Below are 21,852 nucleotides of genomic sequence, written 5' to 3' on the forward strand. Positions count from 1 at the left end.
TGTAGGCGCCCAAAGAAAAAGCCCCCGCTGCCACAAGGCAACGGGGGCTTTTTCATACCCGTGGAATCAGATCTCGACCTGGGTCCCCAGTTCGATCACCCGGTTCACCGGCAACTTGAAGAAACGCAGGTTACCGTTGGCATTCTTCAGCATGAAGGCGAACAGACTCTCCCTCCAGCGCGCCATCCCGACGATCTTCGAAGCGATCACCGTCTCACGGCTGAGGAAGTAGGTGGTGCGCATCGGACTGAAATCCAGCTCGTCCAGATGACACAGCTTCAGCGCCTCAGGCACATCCGGCTCATCGATAAAACCGAAGTGCAGGATGACCCGGAAGAACCCCTCGCCATAGGCATCGACCTCGAACCGTCGCTGCGTCGGCACCCGCGGAATGTCCTCGTACACCACCGTCAGCAACACCACCTGCTCATGCAGCACCTGGTTGTGCAGCAAGTTGTGCAACAACGCATGGGGCACCGCATCCGGCCGTGCGGTCAGGAACACCGCCGTACCCTGCACCCGATGAGGCGGCTGCACGCGAATACTGCCAATAAAGATCGGCAACGGCAGGCCCCCTTCGTCGAGGCGGTCCATCAGCAGCTCCTTGCCGCGTTTCCAGGTGGTCATGAGGATAAACAGCACGATCCCCGCCAATACCGGGAAGGCACCGCCCTGGACGATCTTGGGCACGTTGGCGGCGAAGAACAGCCCGTCCACCAGCAGGAAGCCCACCAGGATCGGCACGGTCAGGATCGGCGACCATTTCCATAGCAACAGCATCACCGCCGCCACCAGGATACTGGTGATCAGCATGGTCCCGGTCACCGCCACGCCATAAGCCGAGGCCAGGGCGTTGGAGGAGCCAAACCCGATTACCAGCAGGATCACGCCGATCATCAGGGTCCAGTTCACCGCACCGATGTAGATCTGCCCCTGCTCGGCACTCGAAGTGTGCTGGATATGCATGCGCGGGATGTAGCCCAACTGGATCGCCTGGCGGGTCAGGGAGAACGCCCCGGAGATCACCGCCTGGGAAGCGATCACCGTCGCCAGGGTCGACAGCACCACCAACGGCACCAAGGCCCAGGCCGGCGCCAGCAGATAGAAGGGGTTGCGCGCCGCGTCCGGGCTTCCCAGCAGCAAGGCGCCCTGGCCGAAGTAGTTCAGGACCAGCGCCGGCAGCACCAGGGCGAACCAGGCGCGAGCGATTGGCTTGCGACCGAAGTGGCCCATATCGGCATACAAGGCTTCGGCACCGGTCAACGCCAGCACCACCGCCCCCAGGATCGTCACACCCATGCCCGGGTGAATGACAAAGAAGTGCACGCCCCACATCGGGTTCAACGCGCTCAGTACTTCAGGGTGCAGGGAAATACCATAGGCGCCCATGACCCCCAGTACCACGAACCACGCCACCATCACCGGCCCGAACAGCTTGCCGATACTCGCGGTGCCATGTCTCTGGATCAGGAACAACGCCACCAGCACCACCAGCGACAGCGGTACCACCCAATGCTCCAACCCGTCGAAGGCAATTTCCAGACCCTCGACCGCCGAGAGCACCGAGATCGCCGGCGTGATCATGCTGTCGCCATAGAACAGTGCCGCGCCGATCAACCCGAGAACCACCAGCGTCGACTGCAATTTCGGGTATGACGCCGATGCTCGCCGCGCCAACGCGGTCAGGGCCATGATCCCGCCCTCGCCCTGGTTGTCGGCCCGCAGGATAAACAGCACATACTTGATCGAGACCACCCAGACCAGCGACCAGAAGATCAGTGCCAGAATCCCGAAGACACCGTCATGGTCGACCGGCACCCCGTAACCACCAGTGAACACCTCCTTGAGGGTATATAACGGGCTGGTGCCGATGTCGCCGTACACCACCCCTACCGCCGCTACCAGCATACCCAACGGCTTTGCCGTCGAGTGCCCGACCTGCCCCTCACTCACTGCCTGACCACCCATCAACTACTCCTACACCCCGGAATAAGGCTTCTTTCAAGAAGCACTATTTGCTTTTTCACGCAGCATGCGCTGTTTTTCTTACAGTTGCCGACGATTTATAAGTCATCGGATATTTGAAACAAAAAATGACAGCAACTCGCATCGGGCGAAGCATAGCGCAGCACTCGTCGCATTTCCCTGCATAAAGCTGGTCAAGTGCCTCGGCCATCGCTAGAATTGCGCACTTTTTGATCAGAGGCGCATCAGCGCCCACGCGACGCCCTTGTCCCAAGTGGCTCGACACCCTAATACCGAGGTTAGACATGTCCACCCCTACCGCGCCAGCCAACCCCAAGGTCGGCTTCGTATCCCTGGGTTGCCCGAAAGCACTGGTCGACTCCGAGCGCATCCTTACGCAACTGCGCATGGAAGGCTATGACGTGGTGTCCACCTACCAGGACGCCGACGTCGTGGTGGTCAACACCTGCGGCTTTATCGACAGCGCCAAGGCCGAGTCCCTGGAAGTGATCGGCGAAGCCATCAAGGAAAACGGCAAGGTGATCGTCACCGGCTGCATGGGTGTCGAAGAAGGCAATATCCGCAAGGTGCACCCCAGCGTGCTGGCCGTGACCGGCCCGCAGCAGTACGAGCAGGTAGTCAATGCCGTGCACGAAGTCGTGCCGCCGCGCCAGGACCACAACCCGCTGATCGACCTGGTGCCGCCGCAAGGCATCAAGCTGACCCCGCGCCACTACGCCTACCTGAAGATTTCCGAAGGCTGCAACCATAGCTGCAGCTTCTGCATCATCCCGTCGATGCGCGGCAAGCTGGTCAGCCGTCCGGTGGGTGACGTACTCGACGAGGCCCAGCGCCTGGTCAAGTCCGGGGTCAAGGAACTGCTGGTGATCTCCCAGGACACCAGCGCCTACGGCGTCGACGTGAAGTACCGTACCGGCTTCTGGAACGGCGCCCCGGTGAAAACCCGCATGACCGAGTTGTGCGAAGCCCTCGGCAGCCTGGGCGTGTGGGTACGCCTGCACTACGTCTACCCGTACCCCCATGTCGACGAACTGATCCCGTTGATGGCCGCCGGCAAGATCCTGCCGTACCTGGACATCCCGTTCCAACATGCCAGCCCGAAAGTGCTCAAGTCGATGAAGCGCCCGGCGTTCGAAGACAAGACCCTGGCGCGGATCAAGAACTGGCGGGAAATCTGCCCGGACCTGATCATCCGCTCGACCTTTATCGTCGGTTTCCCCGGCGAGACCGAGGAAGACTTCCAGTACCTGCTCGACTGGCTGACCGAAGCCCAGCTCGACCGCGTCGGCTGCTTCCAGTACTCGCCGGTCGAAGGCGCACCGGCCAACGACCTCGGCCTGGGCGTGGTTCCGGATGACGTCAAGCAGGAGCGCTGGGATCGCTTCATGGCCCATCAACAGGCCATCAGCACCGCCCGCCTGCAACTGCGCATCGGCCGCGATATCGAAGTGCTGATCGACGAAGTCGACGAACAGGGTGCGGTCGGTCGTTGCTTCTTCGATGCCCCGGAAATCGACGGCAACGTGTTCATCGAAGGCGCCGGCGATCTCAAGCCTGGCGACAAGGTCTGGTGCCGGGTCACCGACGCCGACGAATACGACCTCTGGGCGGAAACGATCTAAGCTGTAAATAATCTGAAAAGCCCCGCTCTTTCAACGAGATGCGGGGCTTTTTTACGGCTATAGTCTGGCGTGTGTACAACCGCGATGGAAGGAATCTGCTACATGCCCCAGCTCCCGGTGATCCAAACCCCCAAGCCCGGTGACTACCCGGAACTGGCCCAGCTCTGGGAAGACTCGGTGCGCGCTACCCATGACTTCCTGCCGGACAGTTATCTCCAACTGCTGAAGAACATGCTGCTGACCCACTACCTGGATGCGGTCATGCTGGTCTGTACCCGCGATTCGCGCCAGCGCATCACCGGTTTTGCCGGGGTCGCGGCGGGCAAGGTCGAAATGCTGTTCATCGCCCCGCACGCACGCGGCACGGGCTTGGGCAAGCTGTTGCTGCGCTACGCCATCGAACACCTGAATGCCGATGAACTGGACGTCAACGAACAGAACGCCCAGGCCGTCGGTTTCTACTTCAAGCAGGGCTTCGAGGTGATCGGTCGCTCGGAGAAGGATGGCATGGGCCAGCCCTATCCTTTGCTGCATCTGCGCCTCAAGCGCTGAGTGCGACAAATGTTGCCGGGCTTAACCGGCGCCAGGCAGGTACAATAGCCGCCCCCCTTTTTTACGGCCGCCGTCATGTCTGAACCCACTCGCCTTTCCAAACGCCTGATCGAGCTGGTCGGCTGCTCCCGTCGGGAGGCCGAACTGTTCATCGAAGGCGGCTGGGTCACGGTCGACGGCGAAGTCATCGACGAGCCGCAGTTCAAGGTCCAAGCCCAGAAAGTCGAACTGGACCCCGAAGCCAAGGCCACCGCCCCGGAGCCGGTGACCCTGTTGCTGCACCAACCGGTCGGCCTGGACCCCGAGGCGGCCATGCAACTGCTGCACGCCGAGACGCTCTCCGAGGAACACCGCTATGGCAAGCGCCCGCTCAAGGGGCACTTCCTGCGCCTGACCGCGGGTGCCGACCTGCAAGCCGGCGCCAGCGGCCTGGTGGTGTTCACCCAGGACTGGAAAATCCTCCGCAAGCTCACCGCCGACACGGCCAAGATCGAGCAGGAATATGTGGTGGAAGTCAGCGGCGATATCGTCGAGCACGGCCTCAACCGCCTGAGCCATGGCCTGACCTACAAGGGCCGCGAGTTGCCCGCGGTGAAAGCCAGCTGGCAGAACGAGAACCGCCTGCGTTTCGCGATGAAAAACCCGCAACCCGGGGTGATCGCGCTGTTTTGCCAGGCGGTCGGGCTCAAGGTCGTGTCCATCCGTCGGATCCGTATCGGCGGCGTCTCCATCGGCAAGGTGCCCGTGGGCCAATGGCGCTACCTCTCGACCAAGGAAAAATTCTAATCCCCGCTTCAACGTCGCGCAGATGCGCGGCGTCTACCTCTCAGGATGGTTCACATGATTCACAACGACGTACTGCGTAGCGTGCGCTACATGCTCGACATCAGCGACAACAAGGTCGTCGAGCTCATCAAGCTGACCGGCTTCGAAGTGGCCAAGGCCGATATCATCACCTACCTGAAAAAGGATGAGGAAGAAGGCTTCGTGCATTGCCCGGACGAGGTCATGGCGCACTTTCTCGATGGCTTGGTGATCCTCAAGCGCGGCAAGGACGAAAGCCGTCCGGCGCTGCCGATCGAGCTGCCGGTGACCAACAACATCATCCTGAAAAAACTGCGGGTCGCCTTCGAACTGAAGGAAGACGACATGCACGCCATTCTCAAGGCCGCCGAGTTCCCGGTGTCCAAGCCCGAGCTGAGCGCGCTGTTCCGCAAGTTCGGCCACACCAACTACCGTCCCTGCGGCGACCAGTTGCTGCGCAACTTCCTCAAGGGGCTGACGCTGCGCGTTCGCGGCTGATCCGCTTCGACGTGCATGGCGCATCATTGCGCCGCCCAATAGTGGCTCCGCTTTTGACTCCTGACGGCTAGGGTATCGATACCTTTTCGCACTCAGGATTCGCCATGCACCCTTACTTCTCCCTGCAAGGCCGCACCGCCCTGGTCACCGGCGGTACCCGTGGCATCGGCAAGATGATCGCCAAGGCCTTCGTCGAGGCCGGTGCCCACGTCTACGTCTGTGCCCGGGATGCTGAAGCCTGCCAGCAGACCGCCGATGAACTCGGCGCCCTCGGGCACTGTGAGGCCCTGGCCGCCAACCTGGCGACCGAGGAAGGCGTGCTGGCGCTGGCAACACGCCTGGGTGAGCGGATCGATCGACTGGATATCCTCGTCAACAACGCCGGCACCACCTGGGGTGCGCCGCTGGAAAGCTATCCGGTGAAGGGCTGGGAAAAGGTCATGCAACTGAACGTGACCTCGGTCTTCAACTGTATCCAGCAATTCCTGCCGCTACTGCGCAAGTCCGGCTCGGCGGCGAACCCGGCGCGAATCATCAATATCGGTTCTGTGGCGGGGATTTCTTCCTTCGGCGAGCAGGCCTATGCCTACGGCCCGAGCAAGGCGGCCCTGCATCAACTGTCACGGATTCTGGCGCGAGAACTGGTCAGCCAGCACATCAACGTCAATGTGATCGCGCCGGGACGCTTTCCGAGCAAGATGACCCAGCATATCGGCGCCGACGAGCAGGCGCTGGCCGAGGACACGGCGTTGATTCCCATGAAGCGCTGGGGGCGCGAGGAAGAGATGGCTGCGCTGGCGATCAGTTTGGCGAGTACCGCCGGGTCTTATATGACCGGGAATATAATCCCGCTGGATGGTGGCTTCAGCCTGTAATCACAGGAAATACCGAAGACTAACTTGTGGAACCCCATACCTGTGGGAGCAGAGCTTGCTCGCGAAGGGGCCCTTGTGGCCGCTAAAAGCTTCGCGGCGGTGCGGCGATCCGGCAAGCTCCGCTCCCACAAGTTCAGATCCCGGCCCGCAACACGCTTTCGGGCAGCGCCTCGCCGCGCTCGACACTGGCTGCCACGGCCGCGATCAACCCATCCAGCTCATACCCCTGGGTCTTCAACCACTGCGGATCGTAATAGGTGGTAGCGTAACGCTCGCCGCCGTCACAGAGGATCGCCACGATCGACCCGCTCTCTCCCGCCTGGACCATCTGCCGTGCCGCCATCAGCGCACCGACCAGGTTGGTGCCGCTGGAACCGCCGACCCGCCGCCCCAAACGCTGCGCCAGGTAATGCATGGCCGCCAGGGACAAGGCATCCGGCACCTTGACCATGGCATCGATCACCTTGGGCAGGAACGACGCCTCGACCCGTGGACGCCCGATCCCTTCGATCCGCGAACCGCAGTCCAGGCGCAGGCTGGCGTCACCCGTCAGGTAAAAGTCAAAGAACACCGAACGCTCGGCATCGGCGCACAACACCCGGGTGCCATGCTGGCGATAACGCACATAACGACCGAGGGTCGCCGTGGTGCCGCCGGTACCTGGGCTGGAAATCAGCCAGCTCGGCTCCGGATGACGCTCGAAACGCAGTTGCTGGAAAATCGACTCGGCGATGTTGTTGTTCGCCCGCCAGTCAGTGGCCCGTTCGGCGTAGGTGAACTGATCCATGAAATGGCCGCCGCTCTCCCGGGCCAGGCGCTCGGACTCGGCATAGATCTGCGTCGGGTCCTGCACCAGGTGGCTCTTGCCACCGTAGAAGGCAATCTGCGCGATCTTTTCCTGGGACGTGGTGGCCGGCATTACCGCGATAAACGGCAAGCCCAGCAGGCGCGCGAAATAGGCTTCGGAGATTGCCGTCGAACCGCTGGACGCCTCGATCACCGGCGCGCCCGGACGCAGCCAGCCATTACACAGCGCATAGAGGAACAGCGAACGCGCCAGGCGATGCTTCAGGCTGCCGGTCGGATGGCTGGACTCGTCCTTGAAGTACAGCTCGATGCCCGGCAGGCCCGGCAGCGGCAAAGGGATCAGGTGGGTATCGGCACTGCGCTGGAAGTCGGCTTCAATGATCCGGATCGCTTCCCGGGCCCACTGTCGGTTGTCGCTCATGATGGGTACTCGTCTTGGAACGGAGGTGCTCGAAAGCACTGACGGCTGGCTGCGCCACTGGCCCAGGGCCAAACCGCTGAAGGATAAACAGAGATCGGAGCCCTGACAGGCTCCACGGCAATAATCCGCTAACTATAGGAAGTTTCCTACCGACCGCACAGATACAGTGAAGACGCAATTAGACACACAACTGCTAGGCTTTTGCGGTCAGCCCCTCAATCACCTACTTATAACAAAAAAGAATATAAATTTTGTTTTAACAACTAACAGTACGGGTTAGGGTGTCCTACCTTTTTGAATTCATCGATGGAGAGCGACCTTGCCTCTGCGTAGCACTTTCACCCGTTTCTTTCAGCTGGAAGCTGCCAGCGGCCTGCTATTGATTGCCGCCGCAGCCCTGGCCCTGATCATCAACAACTCGCCGTTGTCGCACCTCTACGCCGGTCTGCTGGACGTGCCGGTGGTGGCCCAGGTCGGCGCCCTGCAAATCGCCAAACCCCTGCTGCTGTGGATCAACGACGGCCTGATGGCATTGTTCTTCCTGCTGATTGGCCTGGAGGTCAAGCGCGAACTCCTCGAGGGCCATCTGTCCAAGCCGTCGCAGGTGGTGCTGCCCGGTGCGGCGGCGATCGGCGGCATGGTGGTGCCGGCGCTGATCTACTGGTTCCTCAACCGTGATAATCCGGCGGCGCTCGACGGCTGGGCGATCCCCATGGCCACTGACATCGCCTTCGCCCTCGGGGTGCTGGCCTTGCTCGGCAAGCGGGTACCGGTGTCGCTGAAACTGTTCCTGATGACCCTGGCGATCATCGACGACCTGGGCGCGATCATCGTCATTGCAATCTTCTATTCCCATGAACTGTCGACATTGTCGCTGGCGCTGGCCGGGGCCTGCCTGGTGGCGCTGATCGCGATGAATCGCCTGGGAGTGGTCAAGCTCGGGCCCTATATGGTGATCGGCCTGATCCTCTGGGTCTGCGTGCTCAAGAGCGGTGTGCATGCGACGCTGGCCGGCGTGACCCTGGCGTTCTGCATTCCGCTGCGCACCCACAACGCGGAAGCCTCGCCATTGCTGAGCCTGGAGCATGCGCTGCATCCCTGGGTGGCGTTCGGCATCCTGCCGCTGTTCGCCTTTGCCAACGCCGGCGTGTCCCTGGCAGGCGTGAACCTGGAAAGCTTTACCCACCACGTGCCGATGGGCATCGCCGCCGGCCTGCTGATCGGCAAGACGGTGGGCGTCTTCGGCCTGACCTGGCTGGCGGTCCGCGCGGGCCTCGCGGCGCTGCCCCACGGCGCCAACTGGGGGCAGGTGTTCGGCGTGGCGATCCTCTGCGGCATCGGTTTCACCATGAGCCTGTTCGTCGGCTCCCTGGCCTTTATACCGGGCAGCAGCGACTACGCCGGCATGGACCGCATGGGGATTCTCACCGGTTCGATCCTGGCGGCGGTGATCGGCTATGCCGTGATGGCGGGGGCCAGTCGCAAGCCCAAGGCGTCCGTGTAGCGTTCCGACAGAAGTTTTGGCGGTCTCACGGGCCTCTTCGCGAGCAAGCTCTGCTCCTACAGGTTCGTGGTGATCGCCTAATCAGCGAACACCAGAAAAAGAAAACCCCGACCAGTTACCTGGCCGGGGTTTCTTTTTAAAGCTGATTACGAAATCAGTGGGAAACGCGGCTGGTGCCACCCACGGTGGAAATACGCACGCGCTCGCCGACACGGAAGATTTCGTTCGGCTGAACTTCCTGCACATAGGCACGCATGCTGCCGTCGTCTTCACGTACGGTGATTTCAACACCCTGGGCGCTGGTCAGGCCTTTTTCAGCCATGTTGCCCAGCACGCCACCAGCGACCGCACCAATCACCGCCGTCACGATACTGCCACGGCCACCGCCGATGGCGCTGCCGCCGACACCACCGACAATAGCACCGGCACCAGCACCGATAGGCGAGTTGCTGCCTTCGATTTTCACTGGACGCAGCGACTCGATGGTGCCCATGCGAATGGTCTGCACGCGACGCGCTTCGTCACGGGAATAGGAATCGCCAGTCAGGCTGTTGGTGCAACCACCCAGCAACATCGCCATGGTGGAGAAGGAAGCAATCAACAAAACAGACTTACGCATAGGATCAACTCCAAAAGATATGACTTTAATTAAACTCCGCAGCTTGATCCCTGTCACGGCACCGCACGGATAAAATGATTTTCATTCAGCGCCAGTACAGCCTCGGCGCCCGGGAATTCGGAGCACATCAGACACTCGATGGAACATGATCTGGCGCTACGGCTACCGGGAGACAGTGCAATACACAAAAAGTTCATATCTGAACTTCCGCGCAAATTCTGGGGGAAGCTTATCAAGCATCTGGCTTGGCGGCAGTGGTTTGAAACCACTGCCCCGGGAAATACAGGTCAGATCAAGGTGCCAGGCGCCGACGTGTCCAGTCCGCGCCGAGCAGGCGGTAGTCGAGCCGGTCATGCAGGCGACTGGCGCGACCTTGCCAGAATTCGATGCGCTCCGGTAGCAAACGATAACCGCCCCAATGCTCAGGACAGTCGGGCTGGGTATCGCTGAAACGCGCTTCGGTGTTCTGGAGCAAGCCCTCGAGTTCCCCGCGATCGGCAATCACTCGGCTTTGCGGTGAAGCCCAGGCCCCCAACCGACTGCCCAGCGGGCGCACCTGGAAGTAGGCATCCGACTCCTGCGCCGAGACCTTGACCACCCGCCCCTCGATCCGCACCTGGCGTTCCAGGGTCGGCCAGAAGAAGGTCATCGCGGCAAAGGGACGGGCCGCCAGTTGCCGGCCCTTGTCGCTCTCATAGTTGGTGAAGAAGGTAAAACCCGCCTCGTCCAGGCCCTTGAGCAACAGGATGCGGCAATGCGGGCGCCCTTCCTCGTCCACCGTTGCCAGGGTCATGGCATTGGCCTCGACAGGCGCCTGCTCGGTCTTTACCGCCTCGGCAAACCACTGGTGGAACAGCGCAAACGGCTCGGCCGGGGCCAGGGCCTCGGTGAGACCGTCACGGGTGTAGTCGCGGCGCATATCCGCCAGGGCTTGAGTCATGGCGCGTTCCCTCTCGATCGTCAGGTCAGTTCTTGGTCGAGCTGTCGGTGCTGGCGTCTTTCTTCGCCGGCGCTGCAGCCTTGTCCGCCGCGGGCTTGGCCGCCGCTTTCTTGACCGGGGCCTTCTTGTGCACCGGGGCTTTCTTGGCCACGGCCTTGCCCTTGGCAGCCGCTTTCTTCGCCACAGGCGCAGCCACTGCCGGCTTGACGTCAGCAGCCGCCACCTGGGTGACCGGAAGCGGAGCCGGCATCGGAATGCTGTATTTGCTCAACAGCGCAACCATGGTGTTCTGCGGCGTCAGGATGATTTCCACACGACGGTTCAGGGCACGGCCTTCGCTGCTGTCGTTGGCGGCACGCGGCATGTCCGCGCCCATGCCACGCAGCATCAGGCGATCACGATGCAGGCCGCTGAGGCCGAAGATCGCGGCAACGGACTGAGCCCGTTGCTGGCTCAAGGCCTGGGTCGACTCGGCGCTGGAGCTGTTGTCACCATGGCCGAGGATCAGCACGGCGGTCTTGGGATCGCCCTCGACGGTCTTGGCGATTCGGCTGAAAGGACCGAGGGTGACCGGCAGCAACATTTCCGGGCGTTTGGGGTTGTAGAAACCGTCCACGGGGGCAATGACCACCAGCACGTTTTCACGCCGCTCCAGTTTCAGGGAGCTGTCCTGGATGGCGACACGCAGGCGCGGCTCATAGTCGTCAAGCCAGGCCTGGGTGATTTTCGGGTCGGGCATCGGCACGGCCTTGACCGGCGGCTGGGCGGTTTCCTTGGCCTTGTCCGAGCTGCCGAACGGCCACCACCAGTGGGTAGCAGGATCGGTCTGCGGTGCTGGCGTCGTTGCGGCGGCAACCGCCGTGGCCAGTGGCACGGGCTTGTCCTGTGGCTTGGCGGCCGGCGCAGCAGCCTGGGCCGGGTCTTTCACGGCAGCCTTGTCGGACGAACCGAACGGCCACCACCAACTGCTGCCGGTATCCGCGCTGGCTGTCGGCGCGACTGCGGCGCTTGGAGCTGCGGGTGCCACGACAGGCGCTACCGGAGCACCGGCCTTGGCGGCGGCCACGGGTGCAGCAGGTTTGGCTGGGAGCTTGGCAGCATCCTTGGACGTGGCTACGGCTGCCGCAGGCGCGGCGGGTGTACCCGCGTTAGCTGTCGCCGGGGCTTGAGCAATGTCCTTGTCCGCACTTTGTGGAAGTTGCGCGCAACCGGTCACGGTCAGGCAGAGGGCCAGGGCGAGAGACTTGTTCGATGACATTGGATATCCACAAAATGAGATAGAGAAACAAGGGCCTTCGGCCCCATGAAACAGTGTATTAGAAAGCAAAAAAGTCACAGGGTTCCGGCCTACGACTTTATCCGCGCATTCTACAGACAGCCGGCAAGAATCCGTACTAGCTTCTGTGCCCGAGGGTCCATCAATACATAAGGCCCGAGGGTATTGGTGACAAAGCCGAAGGCGACATCGTATTCGGGGTCGGCAAAACCGACGGAGCCGCCGGCCCCCGGGTGGCCGAAGGCCCTGGCCCCGAGGCCGAACGTGGCGTTGGGCACATCCGGCTGATCGAGCATGCAGCCCAGGCCGAAACGGGTCTGGGTCAGCAGGGTCTTGTCCATGCCCAGGCTGTGCTGGCGGGTCAGTTCCTCGAGCATGTCGGCCTCCAGCAGACGGCCATCCAGCAGGCCGCTGTAGAAGCCAGCCAGGCTGCGGGCGTTGCCATGCCCGTTGGCGGCCGGCTGCTGCATGCGCCGCCATTCCGGCTTGTTGGTGCTGGTCATGATCGACGGAGGGTTGGTGAACGCCCGGGTACTCATCGCCTCGGGTTCACGCATGGTCACGTGCAGCAGTCGCTGGGCCGCCGCATCACCGACATTGCCCTTGCCCCGGGCGATATGGGCGACGCGATGGAATTCCTCGTCCGCCAGGCCGACATGGAAGTCCAGGCCCAACGGCCGGGCAATCCGCGCCACGATGGACTCGCCCGGGCCACGGCCATCGGCGCGTCGCAACAACTCACCGACCAGCCAGCCATAGGTGATCGCGGCGTAGCCATGGCCCTCGCCGGGCGTCCACCAGGGGGCTTCGGCCGCCAGGGCGTCGACCATGGTCTGCCAGTTGTAGAGCGCCTCGGGAGGCAGCAACTGGCGCAAGGCCGGCAAGCCGGCCTGATGGCAGAGCAGCTGGCGCAGGGTGATACCGGACTTGCCGGCGGCGGCGAACTCGGGCCAATACTGGGCAACCGGAACATCCAGTTGCAGCTTACCCTCGGCCACCAGTTGCAGCGCGGTGACAGCGGTAAAGGTCTTGGTGCAGGAAAACAGGTTGGCGATGGTGTCGCTGTGCCAGGCCTCGGCGCCATCCTTGTCGGAGGAGCCAGCCCAGAGATCGACCACGGTTTCACCGCCGATCTGGATACAGAGCGCGGCGCCGCGCTCCTGGGGATCGTCGAAAAGGGCCGCGAAGGCTTCGCGCACCGCCTCGAATTGAAGTTCGAAATGACCCTGAATCTGCACCCGTGACTCTCCCGCCGCAACACCTTCCAAAGTGGCCTGCATTGTTCCAGCGATTGGCAGGTTTGGGAACAGACCTGAATCAGACAATTCGTAACACCTTGCAAGAATTGTCAGACGTTGCGCGAAACACTGTAGGAATCAGTGGCCATTGCCGGAGTGACCGCCGGAATGTCCGGCACCCTCCCCGCCAGCGCTACCCGAACGACCGTTGCCACCATTGTCATCCTGGCCGATGCCCTTCGCGGCCTTCTGCTGCGCCTCCACCTTGGCTTTCTCGGCTTCCTTGTTGAGCAAAGCCAGGGCCTGCAGGTTGCTCTTGCGCACGCTCTCGACAAAGCCCTGGAATGGCACATCGGTAATGCCCACCAGGCCAAAATGGCCGTTTTCACCGTCCAGCAGACGACCGCTGACCGGCTGGTCGAGGTACTGGAACCAGTGCACGCCGACGATCGACGGCTGGGCCACCGCCTGCTTGAGGAACGCGGCATAGGCCGGGCCCCGATCTTCTTCCCGGGCCAGTTCCGTCACGCCGCCCCAGAATGGGCCACGGTCCTTCGAGCCGAAGTTGAACTCGGTGATCAGCACCGGTTTGTTCAATGCCTCCAGTTGATCGAAGTCGTATCCGTCCTGGGGCTTGAGGGTGTAGAAGTTGAAGCTCAACACATCGCAGTACTGGGCACAGGACGCCACGGCCTCGGGCGTGCTGACGGCAAAACGACCGCCCAGCAGCAGGTGATTCGGCGCATGCCATTTCAGCGAGTCGGAAATGGTCTTGAAGTAGGTATCGGCAAACACCTTCTGGAAATACTTCAGGTCCGCTTCGATCTGCGGGTGGGCGGGATTGGGCAGCGGCGCCTCGAAACCCGGGTCTTCCATCTGCTCCCAGGTCGGAATCTCCACGCCCCAGGCCTTGGAAAGGCCCTGCTGGTTGCGGTACTTGTCGCGCAACTGCTTGAGGAAGGCGCGCTTGGCCGGTACGTCGGTGGTCATGCGCAACGTGCCGTAGGCCAGGGCGTAACGGGATTTCGGATCGTCGCCGGGACCGGCCCAGGCCAGTTCGTTGTCGGCGAAGTAACCCACCAGCCAAGGATCGTCGCGATGATCACGTGTGGCAATCGCCACCGCGCGCTCGGTGGCCATGGCAAAACGCGGGTCGAACGGGTCGGGCATGCCGCCCCACCAGTCGCTGCCAGTGCTGATGCTCGCATAATCGCCGACGATGGACAGTGGCAAGGTGTAAGGCACACGGTCATTCAGGCCCAGGGCCGGATCGCTCCAGTTGCCGATGGTGTTGAAGCCCCAGGCCTGCAAGCGGTCCAGGGTGTGTTTCTGCCAGCGTTGCTCGTCCAGACCCGGGGCGCAGGGCACCTTGGGTTCAGCCGGCGCGGCGGTCGCGCACGGCGAACCGTAGGTGCGTTCCAGGTTGGCGCCATAGAAATCGAACCAGCGCCCGGACTTGAACGCCCGGCCCTGGGAAGCCCCGGTGATGATGCTGTTGTCGGCCTTGCCATAGTAGGCGGCCAGGGGCTCACCGTCCTTGGGCAAGTCGCTGAACATGCCTTCACGACCTTCGACATAGGTCTGCTGGTCGTGAGCGCTGACGGTATTCACACCCAGTGAGTAGAACGGATGCCCCTGCGGCGTCACCAGGTACCAGCGGCCGTCGTGTTTTTCGGTGCGGAAGAAACCCGTGGCGTCGAAGAGCGGGCCCTTGAGCGAACCGCCGAACTTGTCCCGGGCACTGCGCTCGCGCTCGGTCAGCCAGGTCTTCAGTTGCTGGCTTTCCTTGCTCGCGGCGGCCTTGAGCTGATCGTCGCTGCTGATTTTTTCCGGCCACTTGGCACGGGTCGACTGGCCGTAGCCATCCACCAGCGAGCTATAGACGGCCTTGACCACATCGTCACCGGCCTGCACGCCGAAACGTTCCAGAAGGATGTTCTGAGCCACTTTGGGGGCGTCCATCGACAGGGTCACCGACACCACCTGCTGGCGATTCAATTCACCCTGGCTGCTGGCCAGCAACACCCGCTGGCCATCCACCGTGGTCGGCATCGGCGGACCGGCACGCATGCCCTGGCTCAACGGCGAACTGGCCTGCAGTGGCACCAGCAAGGTCTGCGCGGGACCGGCCGGCAGGTCGACGCGACTGGTGAGGGTCTTGCCGTCGCTGCTCTGGATCGTCACGTTGAGGGTCAGCGCCCAATCCATCGCACTCTGGATCCGCAGGCTCATGGCCCCCGCTTGCGACCAGTCCCAGGCACCGGTCTGCGGCGTGAGACGCAGGCTCGGCTGCGCTGCCGGGTTGAAGGTGACCCGCCGCAGCACTTCGCCTTCGGCCGTCTGCTCCGCGTTGTATTGCGGCAGGCTCGCATCCACGGTGACCACCTGCACCACATCGGCGGGACGAACGAAGTTGAACAGCGTCTGTTGCCCGGCAGGCGCGGCCCAGAGCGGCGCGGCGAACAACAAGGCGAAAACGGCGGGCAGCGTACGGCCAATCATATGAATCAAACTCTCCCTTACGGCCAATCAAAGGCCAGCGTGACGCCAAGCGGCGCCATCCGTAGACAACGAAGTTAGTTATTTAACCTGCATCACATCAAGAAATTTCCCGCCGGAACGGCGGCAAGGCATTGAGGATAGCTTTTCCGTAGCGCTGGGTGACCAGGCGCCGGTCGAGCAAGGTGATGATGCCGCGGTCTTCCTCGGTGCGCAGCAGCCGCCCGCAGGCCTGGACCAGCTTGAGGGAAGCGTCCGGCACGGAGATCTCCATGAACGGGTTGCCGCCACGGGCTTCGATCCATTCGGCCAGTGCCGCCTCGACCGGATCGTCCGGGACCGAGAAGGGAATCTTGGCGATCACCACGTGCTCGCAGTAGGCGCCGGGCAAGTCCACCCCTTCGGCAAAGCTCGCCAGGCCGAACAACACGCTGGAATCACCGCCATCGACCCGGGCCTTGTGCTTGTTGAGGGTCTCCTGCTTCGACAGGTTGCCCTGGATGAATACCTGCTTGCGCCAGTCGCGGTCCAGGCCGTCGAACACGTCCTGCATCTGCTTGCGTGAGGAAAACAGCACCAGGGTGCCCTTGGAGCCTTCCACCAGTTCCGGCAGGTCGCGAATGATCGCGGCGGTATGCGCCACTGCATCGCGAGGGTCGGCGTTGAGATTCGGTACCCGCAGCACACCGGCATCGGCGTGATGGAAGGGGCTCGGCACCACTGCGGTCACGGCTTTTTTCGGCAGGCCGGCACGCATGCGGAAACGGTCGAAGGTGCCCAGCGCGGTGAGGGTCGCCGAGGTCACCAGGGCGCCGTAGGCCACGTTCCACAGATTGCGCCGGAGCATTTCAGCGGCGAGGATCGGACTGGCGTTGACCTCGATGTCAAACAACACACCGCTCTCGGCCAGGCTCAACCAGCGGGCCATGGGCGGATTGTCTTCCGGGTCTTCGGCGGTAAAAGCGGTCCACAGCTCCCAGTTGCCCTGGGCGCGGGACAGCAAACTGCCGAACAGCGGGTACCATTCCTCGGCCTGGTGGCTGGCGATGCCGATATTGACCTCGCCATCCATGCCTTCCTTGAGCAACTCGGTCAGGCGGGTGAAGAGGTCGTTGAGGCGGGCGAAGCCTTTCTTCAGCTCGATGCCCATCTCGCGGATATGCTCCGGGATCACCCCGCCGACGAAACGATGGCGCGGCCGCTCGCGGCCCTCGGTGTCTTCACCGGTCTTGAAGTCGGCCAGTTGCTCGCAGGCGCTGAACATGAACTGCTGGTGGGTCTTGATCTCCCGAGCCAGCTCCGGCACCTGCTCGATCAGCTTGCCCAGGTCACCCGGCAGCGGATGCTGGGCCAGCAGCTTGGTCAGGTTCTTGGCGGTCTGCTCCAGCCAATCGGCGGTGGAGCGCAGCCGCGTGTAGTGGGCGAAGTGACCGATGGCCTTGTCCGGCAGGTGGTGGCCTTCGTCGAACACATAGAGGGTGTCACGTGGGTCGGGGAGCACCGCGCCACCACCCAGGGCCAGGTCGGCGAGCACCATGTCATGGTTGGTGACGATCACGTCCACCTTGCCCATGCCCTCGCGAGCCTTGTAGAAGGCGCACTGGCCGAAGTTCGGGCAATGGCGGTTGGTGCACTGGCTGTGATCGGTGGTCAGGCGCGCCCAATCGGCGTCTTCCAGGGCGTTGGGCCAGCTGTCGCGGTCGCCGTCCCATTTGTTCCCGGCGAGCTTCTCGATCATGCTGGTGAACAGCTTCTGGCTGGCCTCGTCGACCTCGATGCGGAAACCTTCCTCTTCGAACAACTGCGCGGTGGCGGTCTGCGCATGACCCTCCTGCAACAGCATGTCGAGCTTGGACAGGCACATATAGCGCCCGCGGCCCTTGGCCAGGGCGAAGCTGAAGTTCAAACCGCTGTTGCGCATCAGGTCGGGCAGGTCCTTGTAGACGATCTGCTCCTGCAGCGCGACGGTGGCGGTGGCGATCACCAGACGCTTGCCGGCGGCCTTGGCGGTGGGAATCGCCGCCAGGCTGTAGGCCACGGTCTTGCCGGTACCGGTACCCGCCTCCACGGCGACCACGGCCGGATCGCCACTGCGCCGGCCTTCGTCATCGGTGTCGATATCGCCGAGGACCTTGGCCACTTCGGCGATCATCAGGCGCTGGCCGTAACGCGGCTTGAGGCTCTTGGCTTCGAGAAAACGCGAGTAGGCGCCCTGGATCGTGGTTTTGAGTTCGGTGCTGATCATGAGTCTTCAGGCGCAAGAAACGCTGGATAAATTTTCAGTGGTTCGAATGGACGGCTATCATACCCCGCTAAACCCTCGCGCGCCGCACGGAGTACCCGAATGACCGTTTTTGCCCTTGTCTACACCCTCCACGTCCTGGCCGCGCTGGTCTGGGTCGGCGGTATGTTCTTCGCCTGGATGATCCTCCGTCCGGCGGCCATGGCCGCGTTGGAAGGCCCGGCCCGGCTGAAGCTGTGGCTTCAGGTGTTCCAGCGCTTCTTCGTCTGGGTCTGGGTCGCGGTGGTGCTCCTGCCGATCAGCGGCGTAGGGCTGATCCAGTTGCGCTTCAGCGGATTCGAGACCGCACCGCGTTATGTGCAGGTCATGATGGGCCTGTACATCGTCATGGTTGCAGTCTTTATTCGTATCCAGTCGTTGCAATTGCCGGATCTGCGCCAGGCGGTAGAGGCCCAGGACTGGCCTGCGGGTGCGGCGACGCTGGGACGGATTCGGCGGCTGGTGGGGATCAATCTGCTGATCGGACTGGTGCTGGTGGCCGTTGCGGCGGCACGTCCGATGTTCTGAATGCGGAGGCAGTCTGGGTGCAGGAGCCCGACCTGACACGGACCGTGTAGGAGCCGGCTTGCCGGCGATGAGGTCAGCAAGCCTGGCATGATCGGTCGCTATCGCCGGCAAGCCAGCTCCAGGGTTTGTAGCGTTTTCACGATCTTGTTACAGCCGCTGAACCGTCACGCTGCCCGCAGGACCAACCGGCCCCGGCTTGCCCGCCAGACCCGGACGACCGGACTTGCCACCGTCTGTGTCGTAGACAAAACAACCCTTGGACTTGCCGCCCGCGCCCGGACGCCCCGCCGCGCCGGCAATACCGCCGTTACCGCCATCGACCAGCACCTGGATCCGCGCCGCCGGATAATCCCGTGGCAACTGCAACCGAACCTGTGCCCCCGCCGCGCCCGGATGGCCATCGCCGCCATTGTCACCGTCCGCGCCTTGACCGGCCGCGCCCCAGGTACAACCCGGCTCATCGCCATTGGCCCCATCAAGCCCGACAAACCCCGGCACACCCGCGCCACCCCGGGCATCGATCGACAGCAACGGACCGCTGAGCGCGTCGATGCGCAGATCCAGGTTCCGTCCCGGCGAAGGGGCTCGCTGATAGGTGCCCGGTGCTCCAACCGCGCTGATCTGGCTACCGCTACCCAGCTCGGCACGCGTGGCCTTGAGCGCGAACCCCTGCTCGCTCGGTACAATGGCGATACGCGCCGACTTGCCCAGGTGCAGTTCACCGATATTCAGTTGCGTGACGCTGGCAGGCACCAGCAAGGTACCAAAGTCGGCCACATCCAGACGTTCCAGTTGCAGCACCGAGGTGCTGGCGGGCAGGCGCAGCATGGAATTGGTTTCGACGGTCACGACCTGGGCAAACGCCAGGGGGCTGCACAGGGCAGCCAACAGACACAGGCTACGCATGCTGGTGTTCCTCACGGGTGGGCAAAGGCAGGATTTGCAGATGAAACATGCCGAACAGCAGGATCTGCGCCCGGTCGCGCCAGGGATGGGCGCGGCCCTGCAGGCTGCCATTGAACAGCATGATCTCCAACAAATGTGTCAACAGCAGCATGCTCCCGGCCAGATCCACCAGGACCCGGAACGGACTGATCAGCGGATGCGCCAGATTGACCAGCACCACCAGCCAGAACATCAGCGTCAACACCTTCCCCAGCCCCCAAAGCACCTTCATACGCCCCCCTGATGAGTTATTCTTTGGCGCACAGTAAGGCGAGTCAGGGCAGTTTGCCAGAGGCCGTTGAAAATTCGCCCGTGTTTGCCGCTCCGACCGAGGAATCCCGATGCCTGAAAGCCTTTCCGCCCGCACGCCCCAGCAAGCGCTGGCGGCCCTGCTGGACCGTTACGCCCCGCAAAACCTGCTGCTCGTCGGGGCCGGCAGCTTTCCGGCACTGGAGGCGTTCCAGGCCGCCCATCCCGAAACCCAGGTGGCCTTCGCCGAACCTGGCCCGCTGTCGGCCGCACTGGCCGCCCGGCGTTTCGACCTGGCGCTGGTGGTCGACTGTCTGGAGCACCTGCCCAAGCGTGACGGCCGGCAGCTGCTCGGTGGCATTCGCAACCTCAACGCCAGCCGCATCGCGGTGCTGGTGGACATGGCGGCCAGCGGCTGGCAGGACAGCGACTTCTTCGCCCTGGCCCTGCAAAACAGCGAACGCTTTGCCCGCGACGAGCAGGTACTGACGTTGTTCACCTATGATCTGAAGGAATACAAACAGGTGCCGGACTGGCTGAACGCCAAGTTCTGGGCCAATCCGGAAAATTTCGGCAAGTACTGGTGGTGATTCCCGTGAGCACATCCATCTGTCCCTGTGGTAGCGGCAACCTGCTGGATTTTCTCTGGGCTCACCTATAAGGAGAGGACCGTCAGGCTATCGAGGGTTTCAGCGAATGTCTAACAGTTTTCTAACGGCCTTCTAACGCTCTGAAGGCTCTGGCTGGCGCCTCAAGCATTCCGAAAGGGACTGACCTACAGAGGCGCGCATGGGCGCACGATGAGGACCCCATGCGCACCCGCCATAAGGCTCAGGCGCACCCGCGAGGGCCTACGGGGGAACTTGCAGCCTCACGCTGACTGAGATGGTCATTCAGATTTTTCTGCCAGATTCTCAAAGAGGCCTATCTATTTCGCTTAGACTCAAGGCCTGCCAGCATGACTATTGCAGAAGCCGTTAAGTGCAGCCCATAGGCGACTATCTCTGGCTCTACAGTTCTGATCGCCTCCCCTTGACCGTGCCCACCATTCTTGTTTCTCAATGTAGGTATTCCGCTGGTGAGGACGTTAACCAAAGATGTGAGATGGGACTCATTGTAGGACGGCACGAGCCCTGCGCCTGTGCACGCCAAAATCAATTTGGAAGCGGTGTCACCAGATCCATAGGTTTTTCCGTTGGCAGTCAGTATGACCTTCATTGTGCTTTCAAAGGACTTGAGGGCATCGACCAATGCTTCTTCGTGGTTCCCATGGCGGTAATGCTCATATGCCCCCAAGAACTCATCGCGCGCGCCCTCGAACTCATCAGCATTAAGGAACCCAATGGCAGGCTTTACGATTTCCGAATGAAGAAGCTGTGAGTCTATACGGACAATTCGTCCGTCTATTAACTCATAGCCCAACCCTGCCTCTTTAAATCTTTCGTTCAACTCTGTTAAACATTCATCCACATGTGCATCTGCGTTTGTACGACCTACATAGTTCCGAGATCGCGCCATATCGTCTCCGAGCACGTAACATAGCTCGATGGCATCAAGGCACCTTTCGACGTCTGGCTCTTGGAACAAAAAATTATGCAGCTCAGCGAATGCATCGCTCTGATAAATCTTGCATAAGGTTTGCTGACCGTACTCCTTCCTCAAGGCCCTCACGATTTCCGTGTATGCCTCCTTTGGTTGAAAGTGCCCGTGGAAGGCGCGCACGTCTCCCAAGATGTCTTGGATCATGTAGGACAGTTGCACTCGAAATGCGTTGGGAAAACTTTCGTATGTGTAGACGTCACTGACCTCACCGCGCAAACGCCTTTGGCGTTTAGAATACAAATCGATTACTGCCATTCAATTCACCCGTGTCTTACCTGACCAAAATGACATCATAGCCCCCGCAAGATCACCCGTCACAGCCACCAAGTAGAACACAGACGACATCCCCAAGGGTTTCGACAAGTGGACCACCTTGAACAACTCCGAGAGACACAAGGAGTAGAGCAAGAAATCGGTAGGTGACACGGTGGGTCAGCAGGGTCCGAAGGATGCTTAGTGCTGCCTTCATGTCCATGAGCGCTCCTTTGTGTCCTGCCTCTTAGAAGGTGATGCTTATCAGCATAATCACCCACCTATGAGGGGTCTTTAAGATGATCTCAAAGGGGTCTTTTAGATATACCTAACGGGCCCCTATCCTGATAGTGA

Annotated in this window: 19 protein-coding genes; 8 read left to right on the forward strand and 11 right to left on the reverse strand. The window is 61.9% G+C overall.

The window, feature by feature from the left end; genetic code table 11:
* Positions 1-66: 66 nt before the first annotated feature.
* Positions 67-1,968, reverse strand: coding sequence for a potassium transporter Kup (locus tag M5B42_RS04865; protein WP_152740244.1), 1,902 nt, complete (start codon positions 1,966-1,968; stop codon positions 67-69).
* A 302-nt stretch (positions 1,969-2,270) separates the two neighbouring features.
* Here M5B42_RS04865 and rimO point away from each other — a divergent pair, with 302 nt between their 5' ends.
* The 5 genes from rimO (at position 2,271) to M5B42_RS04890 (ending at position 6,337) form a co-directional block, all read left to right on the forward strand.
* Positions 2,271-3,608: a 30S ribosomal protein S12 methylthiotransferase RimO gene (gene rimO / locus M5B42_RS04870; protein WP_248745164.1), complete on the forward strand. Its 1,338-nt coding sequence runs from the start codon at positions 2,271-2,273 to the stop codon at positions 3,606-3,608.
* A gap of 102 nt (positions 3,609-3,710) precedes the next feature.
* Positions 3,711-4,160, forward strand: coding sequence for a GNAT family N-acetyltransferase (locus tag M5B42_RS04875; RefSeq protein WP_152740243.1), 450 nt, complete (start codon positions 3,711-3,713; stop codon positions 4,158-4,160).
* Between the two features lie 75 nt (positions 4,161-4,235).
* On the forward strand, positions 4,236-4,946 hold the full coding sequence (locus M5B42_RS04880; RefSeq protein ID WP_103496418.1) for an rRNA pseudouridine synthase: 711 nt from the start codon (positions 4,236-4,238) through the stop codon (positions 4,944-4,946).
* A 54-nt stretch (positions 4,947-5,000) separates the two neighbouring features.
* A complete protein-coding gene (locus tag M5B42_RS04885; protein ID WP_248745165.1) occupies positions 5,001-5,462 on the forward strand; it encodes a DUF1456 family protein in 462 nt (153 codons plus the stop codon).
* A 104-nt stretch (positions 5,463-5,566) separates the two neighbouring features.
* Positions 5,567-6,337 carry an SDR family oxidoreductase gene (locus M5B42_RS04890; protein WP_248745166.1) on the forward strand — a complete coding sequence of 257 codons (771 nt, stop codon included), beginning with the start codon at positions 5,567-5,569 and terminating at the stop codon, positions 6,335-6,337.
* Between the two features lie 133 nt (positions 6,338-6,470).
* Here the strand turns inward: M5B42_RS04890 and M5B42_RS04895 are convergent, their stop codons facing one another.
* Positions 6,471-7,568, reverse strand: a complete 1,098-nt coding sequence (locus M5B42_RS04895; RefSeq protein WP_248745271.1) for a PLP-dependent cysteine synthase family protein — start codon at positions 7,566-7,568, stop codon at positions 6,471-6,473.
* A 316-nt stretch (positions 7,569-7,884) separates the two neighbouring features.
* Between M5B42_RS04895 and nhaA the strand changes: the two genes are divergently transcribed.
* Entirely contained in the window at positions 7,885-9,069 is a 1,185-nt protein-coding gene (gene nhaA, locus M5B42_RS04900) for a Na+/H+ antiporter NhaA (protein WP_248745167.1), read from the forward strand.
* Positions 9,070-9,223: 154 nt separating this feature from the next.
* Here nhaA and M5B42_RS04905 read toward each other — a convergent pair whose 3' ends face one another.
* From M5B42_RS04905 to dinG, 6 genes are all read right to left on the reverse strand, one after another.
* Positions 9,224-9,688 (reverse strand): glycine zipper 2TM domain-containing protein, encoded by a 465-nt coding sequence (locus M5B42_RS04905; RefSeq protein ID WP_103496413.1) that lies wholly within the window; start codon positions 9,686-9,688, stop codon positions 9,224-9,226.
* A gap of 292 nt (positions 9,689-9,980) precedes the next feature.
* The gene (gene pdxH, locus M5B42_RS04910; RefSeq protein WP_103496412.1) at positions 9,981-10,628 is read right to left on the reverse strand and encodes a pyridoxamine 5'-phosphate oxidase; all 648 of its coding nucleotides are present in this window, start codon (positions 10,626-10,628) and stop codon (positions 9,981-9,983) included.
* A gap of 25 nt (positions 10,629-10,653) precedes the next feature.
* Entirely contained in the window at positions 10,654-11,886 is a 1,233-nt protein-coding gene (locus tag M5B42_RS04915) for an OmpA family protein (protein ID WP_248745168.1), read from the reverse strand.
* A gap of 110 nt (positions 11,887-11,996) precedes the next feature.
* A complete protein-coding gene (locus M5B42_RS04920) occupies positions 11,997-13,142 on the reverse strand; it encodes a serine hydrolase domain-containing protein (protein WP_248745272.1) in 1,146 nt (381 codons plus the stop codon).
* 138 nt (positions 13,143-13,280) lie between these two features.
* On the reverse strand, positions 13,281-15,644 hold the full coding sequence (locus M5B42_RS04925) for a beta-galactosidase (protein WP_248745169.1): 2,364 nt from the start codon (positions 15,642-15,644) through the stop codon (positions 13,281-13,283).
* Between the two features lie 97 nt (positions 15,645-15,741).
* A complete protein-coding gene (gene dinG / locus M5B42_RS04930) occupies positions 15,742-17,886 on the reverse strand; it encodes an ATP-dependent DNA helicase DinG (RefSeq protein WP_103496409.1) in 2,145 nt (714 codons plus the stop codon).
* Positions 17,887-17,985: 99 nt separating this feature from the next.
* On the opposite strand from dinG, the gene M5B42_RS04935 reads away from it, so the two are divergent.
* On the forward strand, positions 17,986-18,450 hold the full coding sequence (locus M5B42_RS04935) for a CopD family protein (RefSeq protein ID WP_103496408.1): 465 nt from the start codon (positions 17,986-17,988) through the stop codon (positions 18,448-18,450).
* Between the two features lie 147 nt (positions 18,451-18,597).
* Here M5B42_RS04935 and M5B42_RS04940 read toward each other — a convergent pair whose 3' ends face one another.
* Both M5B42_RS04940 and M5B42_RS04945 read right to left on the reverse strand, forming a co-directional pair.
* Complete coding sequence (locus tag M5B42_RS04940; RefSeq protein WP_248745170.1) at positions 18,598-19,356, reverse strand: collagen-like protein; 759 nt, start codon at positions 19,354-19,356, stop codon at positions 18,598-18,600.
* On the reverse strand, positions 19,349-19,627 hold the full coding sequence (locus M5B42_RS04945; RefSeq protein WP_103496406.1) for a DUF1145 domain-containing protein: 279 nt from the start codon (positions 19,625-19,627) through the stop codon (positions 19,349-19,351). The genes M5B42_RS04940 and M5B42_RS04945 overlap by 8 nt, the downstream gene beginning before the upstream one ends.
* A gap of 109 nt (positions 19,628-19,736) precedes the next feature.
* On the opposite strand from M5B42_RS04945, the gene M5B42_RS04950 reads away from it, so the two are divergent.
* On the forward strand, positions 19,737-20,234 hold the full coding sequence (locus tag M5B42_RS04950; protein WP_103496405.1) for a DUF6231 family protein: 498 nt from the start codon (positions 19,737-19,739) through the stop codon (positions 20,232-20,234).
* A 334-nt stretch (positions 20,235-20,568) separates the two neighbouring features.
* On the opposite strand, the gene M5B42_RS04955 is transcribed toward M5B42_RS04950, so the two are convergent.
* Positions 20,569-21,501, reverse strand: coding sequence for an STM4504/CBY_0614 family protein (locus tag M5B42_RS04955; RefSeq protein WP_248745171.1), 933 nt, complete (start codon positions 21,499-21,501; stop codon positions 20,569-20,571).
* Positions 21,502-21,852: the final 351 nt, after the last annotated feature.

Origin of the sequence: Pseudomonas sp. MWU12-2037 (genome assembly GCF_023242345.1) — a bacterium.
GTDB classification, from domain to species: Bacteria; Pseudomonadota; Gammaproteobacteria; order Pseudomonadales; family Pseudomonadaceae; genus Aquipseudomonas; species Aquipseudomonas gingeri_D.